Source organism: Allomuricauda sp. XS_ASV26 (assembly GCF_041224615.1).
Taxonomy (GTDB): domain Bacteria; phylum Bacteroidota; class Bacteroidia; order Flavobacteriales; family Flavobacteriaceae; genus Flagellimonas; species Flagellimonas alginolytica.
Genome location: NZ_JBGFGK010000033.1, coordinates 860254 through 878567 on the forward strand (window position 1 = coordinate 860254; position 18314 = coordinate 878567).

Here is an 18314-nt window from a genome sequence, read left to right on the forward strand (position 1 = left end):
CCCAAAAACATACTAAAAATGAATTTTAGATTATCCCTTCTATTTTGGGTTTGGGCCTGTACGTTTATTTTTTCCCAAGAAAACCAATATACCATTGCGATTGCAGAACAAGGAGACGGTATTTTTTCTTTGCTTCGTAAACAGGGGTTGGACCCGGTAAAGCATTATGGCGAGTTTTTAGCGTTAAATTCAGATAAAATAAAAGAAGGCAGTGCACTAAAACTGGGTACGGAATATAAAATACCAAATGCTAGCGATTCCTTTAAAAAAACAGGTATAATCGTAGCACCCAAAAATGAAGAAGAGGCGCCAATTTTTGATAAGGAACTTGCCCAAATGTCGTTAAAGAGCGAAAAATTAAAAGATGCTGTATATTACCTAATTGCGGAAAACAGGAGTGAAGGAGATAGTTTTTTAAGCGATATTTCTCAACAATTGGCGGCCGAACTTATGACGCATGGTGCCAAAGTATACATTATGGAAGAAGATTTGCCAAAGGCCAAATCGGCGAACGAAAATCCAATGGGGAACTACGTAAATGTAATCAACAAACGCTATCTACAGCACAAGGGTAAATATCAGAGGGTACTGGTTATCCGGAGCGAGAATATTTCAGGTAGCAGTGCCATGGATGTCGCTGTTTACCACTATAACAAAAGTTCACAGGGGCAACGTTTTGCACAGAGTATTCAAAAAGTGTTTAAACAAAAGAATATTTCCAATAAAACAGTAGATGAGGCCAGCCTTATTTTTGAAGACCAACACAGTCTGTATTTAGCAAAAAACATACTCCCGGCCATAAGTCTGCTTACCTTGGAAAAGACTTCTCCGCAATCTGATAGCAAAATATCGCTCAAACCGAACAAAAAGGAATTTGCCAATTTGATCAGCCATGGCATTATGAACGACTATGCCGATGTGGAATTTGAGAATTGACGGGGACTATTATTACTTTAGGGAAATCAGTTATGTAAAAAGCGGTATTTCTTCTATAAATAGAGCTAATCGACAGGTTTGTTAGGCCTTTCACCAGAGTAAAACTGCTTAAAGGTCCTTAATGAGCTCTTTAAATAGTTTGATCATTTTGGGTTCGGTTTCACCAGCTATCTTCAAAATTTCTTGAACCTTTACGGGTTGTAGGTTATCCGGGTCGCATTCGTCGGTCAATACCGAGACCGCCACAATAGGTAACCGTAGTTGATTGGCTACTATAACTTCTGGAACGGTACTCATGCCCACCGCATCGGCACCCATTATTTTCAACATGCGGTATTCTGCCTTGGTTTCCAATTGTGGACCAACGACCGAGGCATAGACGCCCTTTTTTAGGGAAATATGTTCTTTAGTGGCTATTTGCTCTATCTTTTGTCGCATTTGCAGGTCGTAGGGCTCGCTCATATCCACAAAACGATCTCCAAACTCACCCACATTCTTAAATGCCAATGGGGAGCCGCCTTGTAGGTTGATATGGTCTTCGATCAGCATAATGTCACCTTTTTTAAATTCTAGGTTAATAGCCCCTGCGGCATTGGAAACAAACAGTTTTTTTATGCCCAGTTGGTGCATTACCCGTATCGGATAGGTAATATCCAAAAAATCGTAGCCTTCGTATAAATGAAAACGCCCTTGCATTACCACTGCGGATTTGCCCTCAATGGTTCCGTAGATCAACTTGCCGGTATGGAATTCTACAGTGGCCAACGGGAAATGGGGTATATGGTTGTAATGGGCCTCAATCGGGTTTTCGATGCTGTCAATAAGTTGACCAAGCCCTGTTCCGAGTACAATGCCTATTTCAGGATTTTCAAAACCTCTTTTGTTTAAATAATCTACCGATTCGTCGATTTGATTTTGTGTCATGGCTCAATGTGTTTTAAAAATGGCTCAAAGGCCTCAATATCTTTAATGTCTTCGTAATGATCAACATCGTTTCTCTCGTCCAAAAAATAAACGGTTTTGGATCTTAAATCTTTTAGGGTATCGGACAAAACGGTATCGGTTCCCCATGCTTTGTTTTCGAACAATGCTGTTTGCAAGGATTTCATCCCCAAAAGATAATATCCACCATCTTCGGCAGGTCCCACTACGTAATCGTTGGATTGGAATTGGAGAAACGCTTTTTCCAGATCGGATTGGTCCAAATGGAACATATCGCTACCAATAACAATAATATTCTCGAATCCTGCCCTAAAACCTTCGGCAAACGCATGTGACATGCGTTCGCCCAAATCTTCCCCGACCTGCAATTTTTTTTTATAGCCAAGGTTGCTCCAAATATCGTCTTCCCAAATATTTTCAGAATACAAGACCCATTTATCTACTTGTAGATCTTGGGTAATGGAAACCGTATGGCGTAAAAGAAACTTATAAATATCCAGAGCGGCCGTATCTCCCACTTTTGCTGCCAAACGGGTTTTACATTTGCCAAGTTCCGGATTTCGTGTTAGGATAAGAAGTAGATTTTTGCTCAACGTATTTGTATTTAGTTGTTGTTGCAAATCGATGCTTAAAGATAGGTAGATTTTTAGGTTCGTTCCTTTCAAGAAAAATGAATTTTTTGCAAGAAAGTAAATGGTCGGGTATAGAGTTTTGAAGGTGCCAACATTCTTGTGAAGAACAAGGCAAAAAGTGCAGCTTCATCATCATTATAAAATATTTTGAGTAAAGTAGCACTGCCTGATGAACATCAGTTTTTTTATAAAGTTTCAAGTTCATCTTTGTAGTAAAAAGTAGGTATGGGCCTTACGGTAGATCAACTTCAAAAAATACTAGTACAAATTGACCAGGTCATAGAGCTGATTCAGGAAAAAGACCTTGAGGGCTACGAATTGGTGGAAATGGTGTCCCGAACATACAAGGAGAGTGTAAAAAATCTAATGCACTATGCGGCTTTTCGAAGTTTTGATGCAAGAAAAATGCAAAAAGGACTCAAGCAACTGGGACTGACACGTTTGGCCAATTCCGAAGGAAATATATTGGGAAGCTTACTCAAACTAAAACTTATTGTTCATAGTTTGATGGGTATGCCACCAGATTTGGCAGAGGATAGAATCTTGGGCATTGGGGCCGGGGCAAAGCTGTTAAAAAAACATACCAACAAATTGTTCGGAAAATCCAAAAGATCGCGAAGAGTTCGCATAATGGTCACCCAACCGACCGAGGCGGCAGAGAATTATGGATTGGTTTTGGAAATGGTTAAAAACGGAATGGATTGCGCTCGAATAAATTGTGCCCACGATTCCCCGGAGGTATGGTCGGCCATTATAAGGAATGTTAGAAAGGCGGCGCTGGAGTGCAACACCACGGTAAAGGTCGCCATGGATTTGTCCGGCGCCAAAGTAAGAACAGGAAAAATTGATTTGGGTTACCATAAAAAGAAGAAAAAGAAGAAAAAGAAGAGAAAAGAATTTTTGCGACTCAACAAAGGCGATGTGCTCGTGGTTACCGGCCGATCGGATGTTGCCGTAGAGGCAACGTTGGACCATGAGGGAAAGGTGGTAGTGCCAGCAGAGGTAAGTTGCGTGCCTCCTCAAATAATTCAAAGGGTGGAAACCGGAGCGCCCATTCTGTTCGACGATGGTAAGATTGAAGGCAAGGTCGTATCGGTGGGGGCAGATTCTTTTCGGGTTGAGATAACTAGAGCAGGAGAGGGAGGCTCTAAATTAAAAGGAGAAAAAGGAATTAATTTTCCGACTTTGGATCTGGGTATATCCGGATTGACCGAAAAGGATAGGCAGGATCTCAAATTTGTGGTCGAAAACGCGGACATTGTCAATTATTCCTATGTGAACAATGCAGAAGACGTTAATGAGCTTTATGTTGAATTGGAAAGATTGGGCGCAGGTGTAAATTTGGGGGTTATTTTAAAAATAGAGACCAAATTGGCGTACCAAAACCTTATCAATATTTTAATTATGGCAATGCAGCGAAAACGGATAGGGATAATGATAGCTCGAGGAGATCTTGCTCTTGAGGTGGGGTGGAAGAGCATGGGGATGGTACAAGAAGGGATACTTTCCTTTTCAAGTGCCGCCCATGTCCCGGTAGTTTGGGCCACCCAAGTTTTGGAGGGATTGGCAAAAAAGGGGATGCCATCCAGGTCGGAGATTACGGATATTACATCTTCTGTACAGGCCGAATGTGTTATGTTGAACAAAGGCCCCCATATTGGCGAGGCCATTTCTTTTTTGAACGAAGTACTGATCAATGTGGAGAGCTCTCACAATAAAAGGGAAATAATGCTCCCTAAAATGGAATGGAAATAAAAAGGCCCCTAAAAAGGAGCCTGATCAGACACATTACTAACTGAGGATATTTTGGTCGGTGTTTAGTATAGCTTAATTAAAGTAGAGATAAATACTACTTAATAGGGAGTAGACGGACAGTGCAATTACAGCATACCAGAACAAGTATCCTAACTTTGCTTCTATAGTGTTCATTTTTTGGGTGTTTTTGATTTAGTTGAGTTAAAACTACAGACCTAAATTATCTAAAACACCAATAACTCCAATGCATATTTTTATTGGTTGCGGCAAATGCAACATAAGTGGTCGTAAAAGCTATGTAGATGGGAAAACAACCTTTTTGGTAGAAGGAAATAGAAAATAAATTCCTATTTCTTATTGATAAGCAAGAGGTTAAATAATTGTGAGGAAGCTTGTTTGTAGTATTGCGAAAGGGCGTTGGTCCTAACCAACGCCCTTTCGCAATAGATTTGTATAAAATTATTTAAACCAGTGGGGTACCTTTTAGGCGCTTTTCGATTTTGCGCTTTTTGGCGGTAATGTTCTTCATAACTTCCATTAACTTGGAATCCTTGGTTTTCTTATATATCTCGTTAATGGATAGGATTAAACTTTTTGCTTCTCTCGAGGCCTCAACCCTATCACTTGTGGACATGTGGCTCATGGGTCTTTTTTCAAACTCCTCTGCCTTTTCAATTAATAGATCTTGGGTCATTTTTTATTTTTAAAATTATTCGCAATCGGCTAAATATAAGAGTTAGTTTGATATTTTTTGCCTATGGAACCATTTGATTTTCATATTTATGAAAACATTAAGAAGTCAATTTACTAAAGTCCTATCAAAATCTAAAAGAGTGAAACTCATAGGAGTTGACTATCGGTATTTATGGAATGCCTTGTCTATTCTACGTTGCGATTATAATTGATGTTCAGAGGTCAATTTGTCAACATTAAATTAATGTAAATAAATTGTTATCTAAATATTATTTAGATTATTTTTGTAAAAAATTTATTTTGAAAATAATCTGGAAATCTTTGGAAAGCGGCAAGGGTTTGGATCATTTCCAGCGCGTAGAACTGGAATATGCAGTTCGGTTACAGGTGGTAAAGATACTCATTGGTGAGGCAGAACACTTAATGGAATACCTTTCTTTGGTCGTAATGCAAATTAATCCATCCAACGGTTATGTTTTGGTGAATGAGGAAACTCCAGAACCACTTTTTTCAAAAATTAAAAACAACCTTGTGCAGCCAAAACCAAAAAAAGGGGCCAAGGTATCCTCGTACTTGCAGGTTAGCCTTAATTTTTAAGATCATTTACGTTAATTTAAATATGGATTGAGTAAAACTCTCCGAGCTCCACTGGGTACTTTTGAGTAAAACAAAAAACCCAAAATGGCGATTATAGGAAATATTATAAAAGGAGTTATCGAGGCGCGAGACGCCCTGAGCATAGAAGGTGATCCGGCAAAAGAGCAACAAAAGGTATTGGTGGACCTACTGGAAAAGGCCAAGGACACCCAATTTGGAAAAAAGTATAGTTTCGATTCCATTTTGAATTCCAAAAATATCCAAAGGACGTTTTCGGACTCCGTACCCTATTTTGATTATAACAAGATAAAATCCGAATGGTGGGACAAAACCATAAACGGGGAACCCAATGTGGCTTGGCCGGGCAGTCCGGATTTTTTCGCACTTTCTTCGGGAACCACCGGCAAAAAATCCAAACGGATACCCGTAACCACCGACATGCTCCACTCCATTACTCGAGCAGGTAGAGAACAAGTGTTCGCAATGAGCAATTTTGATATGCCAGCGGATTTTTTTGAAAAAGAGATTATGATGCTGGGCAGTTCTACCAATTTAGAGGAACGAGACGGAAAAAAGGAAGGTGAAATAAGCGGGATAAGCGCCAGCAATATTCCATTTTGGTTTAAAAAATATTACAAGCCCGGAGAAAAGATTGCTAAAATAGATGATTGGGACGAGCGGGTTTTGTCCATAGCCAAACATGCCAAAAACTGGGATATTGGTGCATTGAGCGGTATTCCTTCTTGGATGGAGTTAATGCTCAAAAAAGTATTGGAATATCATAGGGTGGACCATATTCACGAAATATGGCCCAACCTACGGGCCTATACTTCCGGGGGGGTGGCTTTTGATCCTTACGAGAAAAGCTTTAATGCTCTTTTGGGCCGTCCCATTCAGGTAATCGATACGTACCTGGCTTCCGAAGGATTTTTTGCTTGCCAAGTGCGGCCGGAGACCACTGCAATGAAGTTGATTACGGACAATGGTATTTATTTTGAATTTGTCCCTTTCGAGCCCCAATATGTCAACCAAGATGGGTCTTTAACGGAAGATGCTCCATCGCTTACATTGGACAAGGTGGAAAAGGACGTGGATTATGTGCTAATTATATCTACAGTGGCCGGTGCTTGGCGGTACATCATTGGGGATACTATTGCGTTTACGGATGTAGAGCGGGCCGAAATTAAAATTACCGGTCGCACCAAATTCTTTTTGAATACCGTTGGCTCCCAACTTTCCGTGAACAAGTTAAACGATGCGGTAAAACACCTGGAAGATGCACTGAACATAAAAGTACCGGAATTTACATTGTGCGCCAAACGTTTTGACGATGGGTTTTATCATTCGTGGTACTTGGGCTCCGATAAAAAGTTGGACAGGGATAACACCGCCCAGATTTTGGATAATTATCTACAAAACGCCAATAAAAATTATAAGGTCGCCCGTAGCAAGGCCTTGCAAGGGGTCAAGGTGCGGTTTGTACCGCAGCAAATGTTTGCGGAATGGAGTGGTGCCAACAAGAAAAAAGGTGGACAGGTAAAAATGGAAAGAGTGATGGGAGAGGAACGCTTTCAGGAATGGGAGGATTTTATATCCCAACAATTATAAAAGGTCCCTGTTGTTCGTGGAGTCTTGTTTTTTTACCATTTCCATAATTTCGTCCGGCGACAGATAATATTGTTTGATTCGTTCTTTATACCCATTGTCTATATTGGCATGGTTCAGTATAAACCGTTTAGTTTTTAAGATATAATTGGACATGCCTCTCGATACTGCAAACGAGTCGGCAGCTCGCTCCGCTTTTTTCACAAATTCTTTAAGCATTACATATCTAATTCCAAATCCCATTAAGTTTAAATTTCCTCGCTGTTGGTAATCCATTACATGTCCGAGCTCGTGCCCTATCCACCCAATGAGCACATCGCGCGGGACATCCACAGTTTTGAATTCTTCTCCCGATATTTTAAACTTTTCGCTGATAAGAATTACGTAACTCCGTTCCTTTCGGGGTTTTAACAGTCCGCTCCAAGTGGGCTGCGCGAGCATCACCGATTTTTTTATACTTGTCTTGAACTTGAAACGAATTGGAATACCATCCAGTTCGGGAAAATAGCTCAGCGCCGTTTTTACCTCTTGACGAATATTCTTGGGAACGGTGCTTTTAGGTTTTTTAAAAAATGTGATCATAATAAAGGAGCAGATAAAAAATACAAAAAGGAGCAATAGTCTTTTTTTCAAAATGAAAGGGTTAAAAAAAAGGGCAAAACTGTGTTGCCCTTTTATTTGGTTGAATGTTGCTTTTTTAGAATTGGTATCGCAGACCTAGGGCTATATCCAGATCAAGGTCATCGGAATAATCATCATTAAAACCAATTTCAGGTCTCATGTCCAGTGAGATCAATAGAGGAATATCAAAATCGTATTCAATTCCCAGGTCTCCTGCTATAAGGGCAAAGGCACCGTCGTTTTCACCGGCATCAAAGGAACCTATACCTCCACCGGCACCAACATACCAATGAAAACCACCATCAATGGGCATTACCCATTGGTAGAGTCCCACCAATTTAAAGGCCTCGACATTGTCGGAATCCCTCCAACCCAGGTCGAACTCCAATCTGTTGTTCTCTTTTAAGTATCGCTGATAGGAAACCTCGCCTCCAAAACCGTCGTTGTCACCTACTCTAATACCCAGGGCATTTTTGGAAATACTCTGAGCGCTCATGGTTGTTGCTCCAATAAAAAATAGAAATACAAGTAAATTTTTCATGATTGTTTTATTTTGAGACAAAGGTAGTCTCAACCCTGTTTTTACTTGTCTTAAATCATTTAATGATTGATGCAAACCATTAATTTATTGTGCTAAATAAGCGGTTTGAAGAATTTGAAGAGCCCTTCGAGGAATTTGAGCCAAAGGCCACGGTTTTGGAACCTTTCCAGCGTAACTTCATTTGCATTTTTGCAGATTCTGTCGAACTCCAATGTTAGTTCCTTATTTATTTCTGTATTGTAGATAAGAATATTGGTCTCGTAGTTGAGTTCAAAACTTCGAATATCAAAATTTCCCGACCCGATAGATGTGAGGTCATCATCTACGACCATAATTTTACTGTGTGAAAAATCTTCCCGTAAATAAATTTTTACGCCCACTTTCAGTAATTCCTCAAAGTGTGAAAACATGGCAAACTTTGCGGCTTTGGAATCGGATTTTTTAGGGACCAACAAGGTAATGTCCACTCCCTCGAGAGCGGTGATCTTTAAACTTTGTAAAAATGCTTCGCCGGGTACAAAGTAAGGATTGGCAATGCGAACTGTTGCTTTGGCCTGGTTCATCATACCGATATATTGTTGCATTATGGTCGGGTGCTTGGAATCGGGGCCTCCGGCAACGACCTGAGCTTCTATTTCGCCTTTGGATTTTTGTTCGAACAAATAGTCCGTTATATTGAACTCTTCCTGCTTACTGGCAAAAAAGTAATCTTTTAAAAAAACCATGTGCAAATCGTTGACAATGGGGCCTTCGAGTTTCAGGTGGGTGTCCTTCCATTTGCCTAGATCATTTTTGCGCTTAATGTATTTGTCGGAGACATTAACACCACCAGTGAATGCTATTTTATTGTCTATGACCACTATTTTGCGATGGTTCCTAAAATTGAGAGAAAACAACAGGTTCTTTAACCGAATGGGCATTATGGGGTGTATTTTGACCCCTATATCCTGAAATTTCTTTTTGGGTCGCCCACGCAGTTGGTAGCTGCCCAGTGAATCGTAGAGTATCCGGATTTCTACGCCTTCTTTAATCTTTTGTTGGAAAAGGTCCAACATCTTATCGAATAAATCGCCTTTCTCTAAAATATAATACTGCACATGAATGAATTTTTTGGCTTCTTCCATGGCGTTGAAGAGTTCGTTGAAGGTTTCTGCCCCGTCTTGTAGAACGGCTATTTTATTTCCTGTTTTTGCAGTGGTATTGGAGCTTTTGGATATGAGTCGATTGAGCCTTTCTTTTCGGATATCCTCGTTAAAATGGGACTTAAATTTGTCCTGCGCCGATATCTTGGGGTGGGTATAGGTGTTTCTTTTTTCAAATTCTTTGGAATTGAAGAATTTGAATTTTCTGCGGTTCATACCAAAAAGGTAATAGAGAACGGCGCCGAATATGGGCAGAACTATGATGGCGAATGCCCAACTAATGGAGCGCGATGGCCTTCTTCCGTGGTAGATTATGGCCCCAATGGCCCAAACGGAAACAACTAAATATACAATAATGAAAGTTGTTTTCACAAATAAAGGGTGGTGTTCGTTTCTTCTAAGTTAAGCAGGATTTACCAATAAATCGTGAGGTAAGGGGAGGATCGGTACAATAAAAAAACTCTGGCAAAACTATTGCCAGAGTTGTTCGGTCGGGAAGTAAAGGATTATTGAGGACTATCGTCCACAGCATCTTCTACTTCGTCTTCCACGTCGTCCGCGGCATCTTCAATACCGTCGCCAACATCTTCTGCTGCATCTTCTACTTCTTCAATGGCCTCTTCGGCCTTATCTTCTTTTGTTTCCCTGCAACTGGTAAAACTTAACGTTAGTGCCATTGCAATTAACATGGTGAATAAACTTATCGACTTTTTCATGGGTTCTTTATGTTTAGGGTTAATACTTTTTTTTAAGTGTGTGTGATCTATATTTTTTTTCTTCCTGTTATTAGGGAGATGATAAATAATACAATAAATATGAAGAATAGGATTTTGGCTATACTGGCTGCTCCAGCAGCAATGCCTCCAAATCCGAAAATACCGGCAATTATGGCCAATATGATAAAGGTAACTGTCCAACGTAACATAATGATTGTGTTTTTAGGTTAATGTCTGACTATCTCTTAATCAGTACAGTACAAATATCGGTCGGTTTGGAGCGGGAGTTTGTCGCTTTTGGTTTTAATCTTGACTCAAAAGCTAATCGATAGTGCACTAGCCAGTTAAATACGTTGTTCGCTGGTAAATAGGCTCTTTTCTCGTTGAAAAAATCTGCTTGGGACGGCTTCGGCTATTAGATCCAACTGTTGTGGATGGTTAATAATGTTCGATAAACCCTCCTTTGGAGATTCTTCTTGTAGCCAAGTGGGTGCATTCTCTTTGGAAACAATAACGGGTGCCAGATTGCTGATGTTGTGGTACTTGGAAATAAAAGGGTGCGTTCGGTTGACCATTAGTGCAGTGCACAAAAAACCGTCCTCTAGTCTATTATAGGTTCCTGCAAGGTAGAAAGGCTTTTTAGATGCCTGTTGTATGTGGTAACCATAAGTATTGCCATTTTCCAATAAATAGGTGTAAAAGCCGGTAACAATGATCAAACAACGTCTTTGGGTAAAGGAATCCTTCATCCAGTCAACACTGTTGAGTTCCACGGATGTTACGTTCAATGAGTTGGTGTACTCTTGGAAAATGTGCCAGTCTTCTTTAAAATTTTGGGGCATAAGTCCCCAGATAGCAAATGTGATTACTTTTGGTTCTTCCATGGTCACCACACTAAGGTTGGTTTCATGAAAACCGTTGATCATTGGGTTTGGTCTGTATAGATTTGGATACCTGAAGGAGATTCCAAACTCCTTTTCTATGGCTTCTCTCCCTGCATCATTTGAAAGCTTGTAAATCATAATCTTTAATAATGGACTCCAAGTAATCGATAAATGGGTAAAAAGTTTGACTCAAACCGTTTTAATCGTGTTGCTTTCCATTTATTTTTCTCAAAATCATTCTAAAGGCAAAATGTATGGTTGTACAAACGCCAACAAAGACTATCTTTATGGGTTAGGATCAATAGTTGAACAAAAAGCAGGGAGACCTTTTAATGATAACAATTGAGGTAAGTGCTCAGGATACCGCAGAGTCGGTCGAGCAGATCAGGCAAGTGATCGGTGGAGAGATAACGGAACGATGGGGGCAGTATTCGTTGAATGTTGCCAATGAGAGGGCAACCGGAAGCATACGTTTCATAATTTTTGAATGGGGAGTGAGCCTGTTGGAGTTCGATATTACTTTTTCTGATGAGGTATTGATGAAAGTGGACACTTCGGAGTTCAACCCTATTAATTTTTATTATTGTCTCGAAGGCTACTGCGGACATAAATTTGGATATCAGCCAGAAGACAAGATCAAGATCATGGAACAATTTCAATCGGTGATCTTAACCAATCGTGATGGTGGGGTAAGCGACAGATATTTCCCGAAAGATGTAAAGATTTCGCAAACGGTGATCCAAGTGCGCAGAAAGCCATTTTTGCGCAAAAGACTGAATCAGGGCGAAGAGTTGAACAAACAATTGTACCGCGTTTTTTTAGATACCGACCACGAAAAGATATTCGCCTATTACGGCTCCTACAACCTTAAGATTGCCGAGGTCATATCACAAATAAAAAAAGTAAAGGCAAAAGGCATGGTCCGTATTATGATGATCGAGGGATTTGTGTATCAGATCCTGTCCATGCACATTTTACAGCACAATAAAGAAGTCCAGAATAAGGGGCCGCAGACCAATTTGCTCAAACGTGAATTAAAGGCAATCCGGAAATACGCCAAAAAAATAGAAAAAAATATTGCCAAGGATTTTTCCCTTGAAGAGATTTCCGCGGAAACCGGCCTTACCCAGGCCAAGTTGCAAGAAGGTTTTAAGTTGTTGTACAATAAAACGGTAACGGAATATATTCGACATGCGCGATTGGAGCTGGCCCGTGATTATATTGCGAATACCGAAATGAATATTTCGGAAGTAGTTTATTCCATTGGTTTTACCAGTCGGAGTTATTTCTCCAAGATCTTTAAGGAGAAATATGGATTGAGTCCGAGTGAATTTAAAAATAGTAAAAGAAGCGTTGAGGTAGTGGGGCAGTAAGGACTAGTAAGAATAAAAAACAAAAAACCCACAACATTTGTTGTGGGTTTTTTTGTGGTACCTCCAGGAATCGAACCAGGGACACACGGATTTTCAGTCCGTTGCTCTACCAACTGAGCTAAGGTACCATGCCCTAAAGCGGGTGCAAATATAATTTCAAAATTAGGATATACAAACAAAAACTGGAAAAAAAGGTGCCGATTTTTTTCAATTCCCGATCTTTGTAATATGAACTTGGTCATCGACATCGGTAATACACTCATCAAATTCGCTGTTTTTGAGAACGGAAGGATTATTTTTCATCAAACAACAGAATCCGGTTTGTTTTTATCAAAAATCAAGGAACTCTTCGAAAAATATCCGCAGATCAACCAAGCTATTTTATCGTCTGTGGGTAAATTGGACCGAAAAGAGCGGGATGTGGTTGCTCTTTTCTGCAAAGTGCACGTACTTACCAATGCATCCAAAGTCCCATTTAAAAACAGTTACGCCACGCCACAGACCTTAGGGGTGGATAGAGTTGCCCTAGCTGCTGCAGCGTATCACCATAACCCAAGGGGGAATACTTTGGTTATCGATGCGGGCACGTGCCTAACGTACGATCTGGTGAACAATATTGGAGAATATGTCGGAGGAGCTATTTCCCCGGGCGTGCAAATGAGGTACAATGCCATGCACGATCAAACGGCCGGACTACCTTTGCTAAAGCCTGAGGAGTTTTTGGATATTATCGGGAATTCTACTGAATCCTGCATGCACAGTGGTGTAATCAATGGTGTAGTCCAAGAGGTAGACGGTGTTATCGATCAATATCGATCTCGTTTTCAAGATTTAACAGTTATTTTAACAGGCGGAGACTCCCATTTTTTTGACAAAAGGCTAAAAAACACCATATTTGCGAACTCCAAATTTCTCTTGGAGGGGTTAAATTGCCTACTGGAATACAACACAAACTGAATGATTAAACAAATTTTGATCGCTTTTTTCTGCGTGGCGGCCCATGGTCTGTTCGCACAAAATGGAACAATATCGCCATACTCTTACTTTGGGATCGGCGACCATCGGAACAACGGGACGGTAGATAACCAAATGATGGGCGGTGTAAGTATGTACGGAGATAGTATCCATATCAATTTGTCCAACCCGGCGGCATACTCCAAGCTAAAATTGACCACATACACGGCAGGGATTTCCCATAGGGAATACCGACTAAAAGACTTCAACGAAGAGCAGAATCTATCCGTGACCAATTTAGATTATCTGTCCATTGGTTTTCCCATAGCTGATAAATTGGGAGTCGGATTTGGGATAATGCCCTACTCCTCGGTAGGATATAGCCTTAACTCGGTGATGGACAATGCACAAGGTGCCGAAGTGACCAATATTTACGAAGGCGATGGAGGTATAAACCGATTGTACGCATCGGTCGGGTTTGAACCCATTAAAAATTTGAGTTTGGGGGTAACGGTCAACTATAACTTTGGAAACCTGGAATATCAGAGGATACAAAGTGTGGAAGATGTCCAGTTTGGGACATTGGACAATCGTGAATCCAAAATAAATGGATACGATTTTAAATATGCCTTGAATTACAACCCTACCATAAAGGATAAATACACGCTGTATACTTCGGTCTTGGTCAACATACAAGGGAATTTAGTGTCTAAAAACACACAGACCCTTGGGTCTTTTTCACTTTCCAATGGAAACAATGTTGAGGTGGTCGATGTCGATTTGGATGCTTCCAACCTTAGGAATACCGAATTAAAAATCCCTACTAGGACCACTTTGGGTCTTGGATTTGGTGAAAATAAGAAATGGTTTTTAGGAGCGGAGTACAGTTTTCAGCAAATGAGCGATTTTGAAAATAGATTTTTAGGACTCGAAAATGTAACCTATTCCGATGCGAACACCTACGCCTTTGGAGGGTATTGGGTGCCGGATTACCGGGCATTATCGGGCTACTTTAAACGCGTAACCTATCGTGCGGGCCTACGTTACGATGTAAGCGGTTTGGTAGTGAACGAAAAAGAAATAAATAATTTTGGCATAACTTTTGGACTTGGTCTACCGCTGGGGTCATCCTTCTCCAATCTTAACCTAGGATTTGAATTGGGAAGACGTGGAACAACCGATGCTAACCTTATAGAGGAAAGTTATTTCAAAGTTAATGTGGGCTTATCATTAAATGATAGATGGTTTCAGCAAAGAAAAATAAATTAAAAGCCCATTTTTTGAAAAATTAATAAATAACCACCCATAGAAAGTCCTATTGAAGGATTTTTTAATGAAAATTTGTACTTTAACAGCTTTAAAATTAGTAAGATGAAAAAGAGACACTACTTAACAATGATAATGGTCACGATGTTGGCGGGATTAAGTATGGCACAAGCACAGAACCCCGAGTGTATGACCAATCTGTCTATTTACGCAGAACACGTAAAGGTGAAAAACTACGATGCGGCTTACGAACCATGGAAAATGGTTTACGAAAGTTGCCCAGATATCAACAAAGCCAATTTCTCTTATGGAGAGCGTATCCTAAAGGCAAAAATAGATAGCTCCACAGGAGCAGAGAAAGATGCCTTTATTCAGGATTTGATGGCGTTGTACGATAACAGCCTAAAATATTTCCCTACCAAGTACAGCAAAGCAGGTGTAGCTATAGACAAAGCACTGTTGATGTACGAGAACAAAATGGCATCGGACGAGCAATTGTTCAACTTGTTGGACAAGGCCTTCCAAGAAGATCAGGCCAATTTCACCAATCCGAGAGCATTGTACCTATACTTCTCAAGTTTAGTGGATTTGCACGGGTCTGGTAAAAAAGACCTTCAGGATGTATTCAATACCTACGATGATGTCACGGGAAAAATTGAAGAAGAAAATAAAAAGTTGACCGATGTGGTAACCAAACTTCTTCCAAAAGACTCTTTGGGAACATTGACCTCCAAAGAAAAAAGAACACTTAGGGTAGCCACGGTAAACTCCGAATCATTCGGTAAGGTGGCAAGCAGTGTAGACTCCAAATTAGGTGCTCTTGCAGATTGCGATAATCTAATTCCATTGTACGAGAAAAGCTTTGATGAGAAAAAGGACGACGTAAAGTGGGTAAAGCGTGCCGTGGGTAGAATGTTCTCCAAAGAATGTACGGACGACCCAATGTTCAGAAAGTTGTTCGAGGCCCAGTTGGCTTTGGATCCATCAGCAGATGCATATATGTATGGCGGTGTATTAAAACAAAAAGCAGGTGACACAAAAGGTGCTTTGGCCGATTTCAACAAAGCTGTGGAATTGGAAACCGATGCGTACAAAAAATCTGAGATTCTTTACAAGATTGCAACAACCGTTAGAAGATCTAGTAAATCACAAGCAAGAAGCTACGCACTTAAAGCTACTGAGGCCAACCCGGCAAATGGTAAAGCATATTTGTTGATTGCCAACCTTTACGCGACCAGTGCCAACGATTGTGGTAGCACACCGTTCGAGAAAAGAGCGATGTACTGGAAAGCAGCCGAAATGGCAAGAAAGGCAGGTAGGGTTGATCCCGCATTGAGCGGACGTGCCAACCAAACAGCCGCAAGTTACAGTGCAAAGGCTCCCACCAAAGAAATGATCTTTAGTTCAGGAAAAGCCGGTCAGACCATTACCTTTAGCTGTTGGGTAGGAGGTAGTGTTAAAGTACCTAGTTTATAAGGTGAAACAAACATCCAAACATATTTTAAACAGATTTGCCACGGTTTTTACCGTGGCAATGCTTTTTATGTCCTGTGGGGACGACTACCGGAGAGTAGGGGAAGAAGCCGTAAAACCATTGTATCCGCAAGGAGTGGCCCATAATTTTACCTTGACCTATACCGAGACCAAAGAGGCCATGGGAACGCAGGATTCCGCACATTCCAAACGGATTGCCGTTTTGTCCAGTCCGTTGTCCGAGGATTTTGATAATCAAAGATTCAAGTTTAAAACCTTTCCCGAAGGACTTCAGGTGGAGTTTTACGACGACGAAAATCAAAAAAGTACAGTAGTTGCGGATTATGGAATCCAATATTCACAAACTAATTTGATAGATTTGCAAGGAAATGTGGTCATAGAGACCCACGACGGAAAAAAACTGGAAACCGACCAGTTATTTTTCGACCAAAAGAACAATTGGATATTTACAGAATCCACTTTTAAGTACACAAATCCCGAAGATGGAACCGTAATGGATGGTGAAGGGATGGATTTTAATAAGGATTTTACTTTTTTTAAGGCCCACAAAACATTTGGGCTAATGACGATTAAAGAAGAAGAATAAGATGATCAAAATTTTAAGATATACTGAATACCTTTATTTGGCCGTAGCGGTGATTTCTATTTATAAGATCGCAACACTTTGGAGCATTAATCCAAAGGAGACCTATATCTTTATCTTCTTCGCGGTAGTATCTGTGGCAATGTTCCTCTTTAGAAGAAGGTATCGGAAACGATTTGAACAGCGCAACTCGGATAATAAAAAGTAGCATTGGACCCCTCCGTCATCATTATCGTACTTTCCCTGCTGTTTTCGGCATTTTTTTCTGGAATGGAAATAGCCTTCATTTCAGCCAATAGGATTCATATTGAAATAGAGAAAAAGCAAGAAGGCTTTTTGGCCAAGGTGCTTACCTTGCTAACGGACAAGCCTTCAAAGTTTATAGCCACCATGCTTATTGGAAACAATATCGCCTTGGTGATCTATGGTCTGTTTATGGGTGACCTGTTAATGGAATGGTTCCAAGGTTTGTTGCCTACCAATTATCAGTTCCTAAATGTTTTGTTGACGGATTTTAGCCTGCTATCGCAAACGGTGATCTCTACGTTGGTGATACTCCTCACCGCCGAGTTTATGCCCAAAGTATTTTTTCAGATCTATGCAAACGCATTATTAAAGGCCTTGGCCGTACCTGCTTATTTTTTCTACCTGCTTTTTTCCATTATATCTTGGTTTGTTATTAAAGTATCCGACTTTATACTTAGAGTTTTCTTTAAAACCGATGGAGATGATATGCAACTCTCTTTTACCAAACTGGAATTGGGGGATTACATAACCGAGCAAATGGAGACTGTGGAAGAAGAGGACGATGTGGATTCCGAGATTCAGATTTTTCAGAATGCACTGGAGTTTTCAACCGTAAAGGCAAGAGAGGTCATGGTTCCCAGGACCGAGATCGTAGCAGTGGAGCAGAGCGAGACCCCTAAGAATTTGGCCAAGCTCTTTTCGGAAACGGGGTATTCAAAAATCTTGATTTTTAAAGAAAGTATAGATGAGATAATTGGCTATGTCCATTCCTATGAGCTATTTAAAAAACCCAAGACCATAAAAAGTATTCTCCTACCGGTGGAATTTGTTCCAGAGACCATGTTGATACAGGATATTCTTAACGTACTTACTAAAAAACGTAAAAGCATGGCCGTAGTTTTGGACGAATACGGTGGCACATCGGGTATTCTTACCGTAGAGGATATTATAGAGGAGTTGTTTGGCGAAATCGAGGATGAACACGATTCCACCGACCTGCACGAAGAAAAAATAAGTGAGAACGAGTTTAAGTTTTCTGCCCGTATGGAGGTAGATTACATTAACGAAAACTATAAATTGGAGCTTCCCGAGGGAGAAGAGTACGAAACATTGGGCGGATTGATCGTAAACCATACAGGCGAGATTCCCGAAAAAGATACAGAAGTAACCGTAGATAATTTCACCTTCAAAATATTGGAAGTGTCCAATACCAAAATTGATTTGGTAAGTGTGGTGGTTCAGACTGAAGATTAATATATTCCACTCCCTTTTTTAGCTTTCCTATTTGAAAAGAAAGTGGTATTTTCGCCCACTGAATTTAAAGAAAACAAGCA

At 40.4% G+C, this 18314-nt stretch carries 20 protein-coding genes and 1 tRNA gene; 11 read left to right on the forward strand and 10 right to left on the reverse strand.

The genetic code is table 11. From position 1 onward, the window contains the following. The first annotated feature begins 18 nt into the window (after positions 1-18). Entirely contained in the window at positions 19-936 is a 918-nt protein-coding gene (locus AB9K32_RS15925; protein WP_369885743.1) for a hypothetical protein, read from the forward strand. 108 nt (positions 937-1044) lie between these two features. Here the strand turns inward: AB9K32_RS15925 and AB9K32_RS15930 are convergent, their stop codons facing one another. Both AB9K32_RS15930 and AB9K32_RS15935 read right to left on the reverse strand, forming a co-directional pair. Then, entirely contained in the window at positions 1045-1860 is an 816-nt protein-coding gene (locus AB9K32_RS15930; RefSeq protein WP_224836332.1) for a purine-nucleoside phosphorylase, read from the reverse strand. Next, entirely contained in the window at positions 1857-2471 is a 615-nt protein-coding gene (locus tag AB9K32_RS15935) for a TIGR04282 family arsenosugar biosynthesis glycosyltransferase (protein WP_369885906.1), read from the reverse strand. The genes AB9K32_RS15930 and AB9K32_RS15935 overlap by 4 nt, the downstream gene beginning before the upstream one ends. A gap of 264 nt (positions 2472-2735) precedes the next feature. On the opposite strand from AB9K32_RS15935, the gene AB9K32_RS15940 reads away from it, so the two are divergent. Beyond that, positions 2736-4265 carry a pyruvate kinase gene (locus tag AB9K32_RS15940; RefSeq protein ID WP_369885746.1) on the forward strand — a complete coding sequence of 510 codons (1530 nt, stop codon included), beginning with the start codon at positions 2736-2738 and terminating at the stop codon, positions 4263-4265. Between the two features lie 463 nt (positions 4266-4728). Here the strand turns inward: AB9K32_RS15940 and AB9K32_RS15945 are convergent, their stop codons facing one another. Further along, complete coding sequence (locus AB9K32_RS15945) at positions 4729-4959, reverse strand: hypothetical protein (RefSeq protein ID WP_224836334.1); 231 nt, start codon at positions 4957-4959, stop codon at positions 4729-4731. Positions 4960-5258: 299 nt separating this feature from the next. On the opposite strand from AB9K32_RS15945, the gene AB9K32_RS15950 reads away from it, so the two are divergent. Both AB9K32_RS15950 and AB9K32_RS15955 read left to right on the forward strand, forming a co-directional pair. Beyond that, a complete protein-coding gene (locus AB9K32_RS15950; protein WP_369885748.1) occupies positions 5259-5555 on the forward strand; it encodes a hypothetical protein in 297 nt (98 codons plus the stop codon). 84 nt (positions 5556-5639) lie between these two features. Further along, positions 5640-7163 (forward strand): GH3 auxin-responsive promoter family protein, encoded by a 1524-nt coding sequence (locus AB9K32_RS15955; RefSeq protein ID WP_369885751.1) that lies wholly within the window; start codon positions 5640-5642, stop codon positions 7161-7163. Here AB9K32_RS15955 and AB9K32_RS15960 read toward each other — a convergent pair. The 6 genes from AB9K32_RS15960 to AB9K32_RS15985 all read right to left on the reverse strand — a co-directional run bounded on the left by AB9K32_RS15960 (position 7158) and on the right by AB9K32_RS15985 (position 11202). Further along, on the reverse strand, positions 7158-7793 hold the full coding sequence (locus tag AB9K32_RS15960) for a hypothetical protein (RefSeq protein WP_252080698.1): 636 nt from the start codon (positions 7791-7793) through the stop codon (positions 7158-7160). The genes AB9K32_RS15955 and AB9K32_RS15960 overlap by 6 nt on opposite strands. A gap of 64 nt (positions 7794-7857) precedes the next feature. Beyond that, the gene (locus AB9K32_RS15965) at positions 7858-8322 is read right to left on the reverse strand and encodes a hypothetical protein (protein ID WP_224836338.1); all 465 of its coding nucleotides are present in this window, start codon (positions 8320-8322) and stop codon (positions 7858-7860) included. Between the two features lie 92 nt (positions 8323-8414). Next, entirely contained in the window at positions 8415-9836 is a 1422-nt protein-coding gene (gene cls, locus AB9K32_RS15970; RefSeq protein ID WP_252080697.1) for a cardiolipin synthase, read from the reverse strand. A 134-nt stretch (positions 9837-9970) separates the two neighbouring features. Further along, positions 9971-10180 carry a hypothetical protein gene (locus AB9K32_RS15975; RefSeq protein ID WP_224836340.1) on the reverse strand — a complete coding sequence of 70 codons (210 nt, stop codon included), beginning with the start codon at positions 10178-10180 and terminating at the stop codon, positions 9971-9973. Between the two features lie 47 nt (positions 10181-10227). Beyond that, positions 10228-10389: a DUF1328 family protein gene (locus tag AB9K32_RS15980; RefSeq protein ID WP_224836341.1), complete on the reverse strand. Its 162-nt coding sequence runs from the start codon at positions 10387-10389 to the stop codon at positions 10228-10230. Between the two features lie 135 nt (positions 10390-10524). Then, the gene (locus tag AB9K32_RS15985; RefSeq protein WP_252080696.1) at positions 10525-11202 is read right to left on the reverse strand and encodes an SOS response-associated peptidase family protein; all 678 of its coding nucleotides are present in this window, start codon (positions 11200-11202) and stop codon (positions 10525-10527) included. A 194-nt stretch (positions 11203-11396) separates the two neighbouring features. Here AB9K32_RS15985 and AB9K32_RS15990 point away from each other — a divergent pair, with 194 nt between their 5' ends. Further along, positions 11397-12437: an AraC family transcriptional regulator gene (locus tag AB9K32_RS15990; RefSeq protein ID WP_252080695.1), complete on the forward strand. Its 1041-nt coding sequence runs from the start codon at positions 11397-11399 to the stop codon at positions 12435-12437. Positions 12438-12492: 55 nt separating this feature from the next. On the opposite strand, the gene AB9K32_RS15995 is transcribed toward AB9K32_RS15990, so the two are convergent. Beyond that, positions 12493-12565 (reverse strand) — tRNA-Phe (locus AB9K32_RS15995). Between the two features lie 100 nt (positions 12566-12665). Between AB9K32_RS15995 and AB9K32_RS16000 the strand changes: the two genes are divergently transcribed. From AB9K32_RS16000 to AB9K32_RS16025, 6 genes are all read left to right on the forward strand, one after another. Continuing rightward, positions 12666-13394, forward strand: a complete 729-nt coding sequence (locus tag AB9K32_RS16000) for a type III pantothenate kinase (protein WP_369885758.1) — start codon at positions 12666-12668, stop codon at positions 13392-13394. After that, positions 13395-14660 carry a hypothetical protein gene (locus AB9K32_RS16005; protein ID WP_369885759.1) on the forward strand — a complete coding sequence of 422 codons (1266 nt, stop codon included), beginning with the start codon at positions 13395-13397 and terminating at the stop codon, positions 14658-14660. It begins immediately after the preceding gene. 102 nt (positions 14661-14762) lie between these two features. Beyond that, positions 14763-16133 (forward strand): tetratricopeptide repeat protein, encoded by a 1371-nt coding sequence (locus AB9K32_RS16010; protein ID WP_252080683.1) that lies wholly within the window; start codon positions 14763-14765, stop codon positions 16131-16133. Between the two features lies 1 nt (position 16134). Continuing rightward, complete coding sequence (gene lptC, locus AB9K32_RS16015; RefSeq protein ID WP_224836347.1) at positions 16135-16737, forward strand: LPS export ABC transporter periplasmic protein LptC; 603 nt, start codon at positions 16135-16137, stop codon at positions 16735-16737. Position 16738: 1 nt separating this feature from the next. Continuing rightward, positions 16739-16942: a hypothetical protein gene (locus tag AB9K32_RS16020; RefSeq protein WP_224836348.1), complete on the forward strand. Its 204-nt coding sequence runs from the start codon at positions 16739-16741 to the stop codon at positions 16940-16942. Between the two features lie 2 nt (positions 16943-16944). Continuing rightward, positions 16945-18234, forward strand: coding sequence for a hemolysin family protein (locus AB9K32_RS16025; protein WP_293298988.1), 1290 nt, complete (start codon positions 16945-16947; stop codon positions 18232-18234). Positions 18235-18314 lie beyond the last annotated feature (80 nt).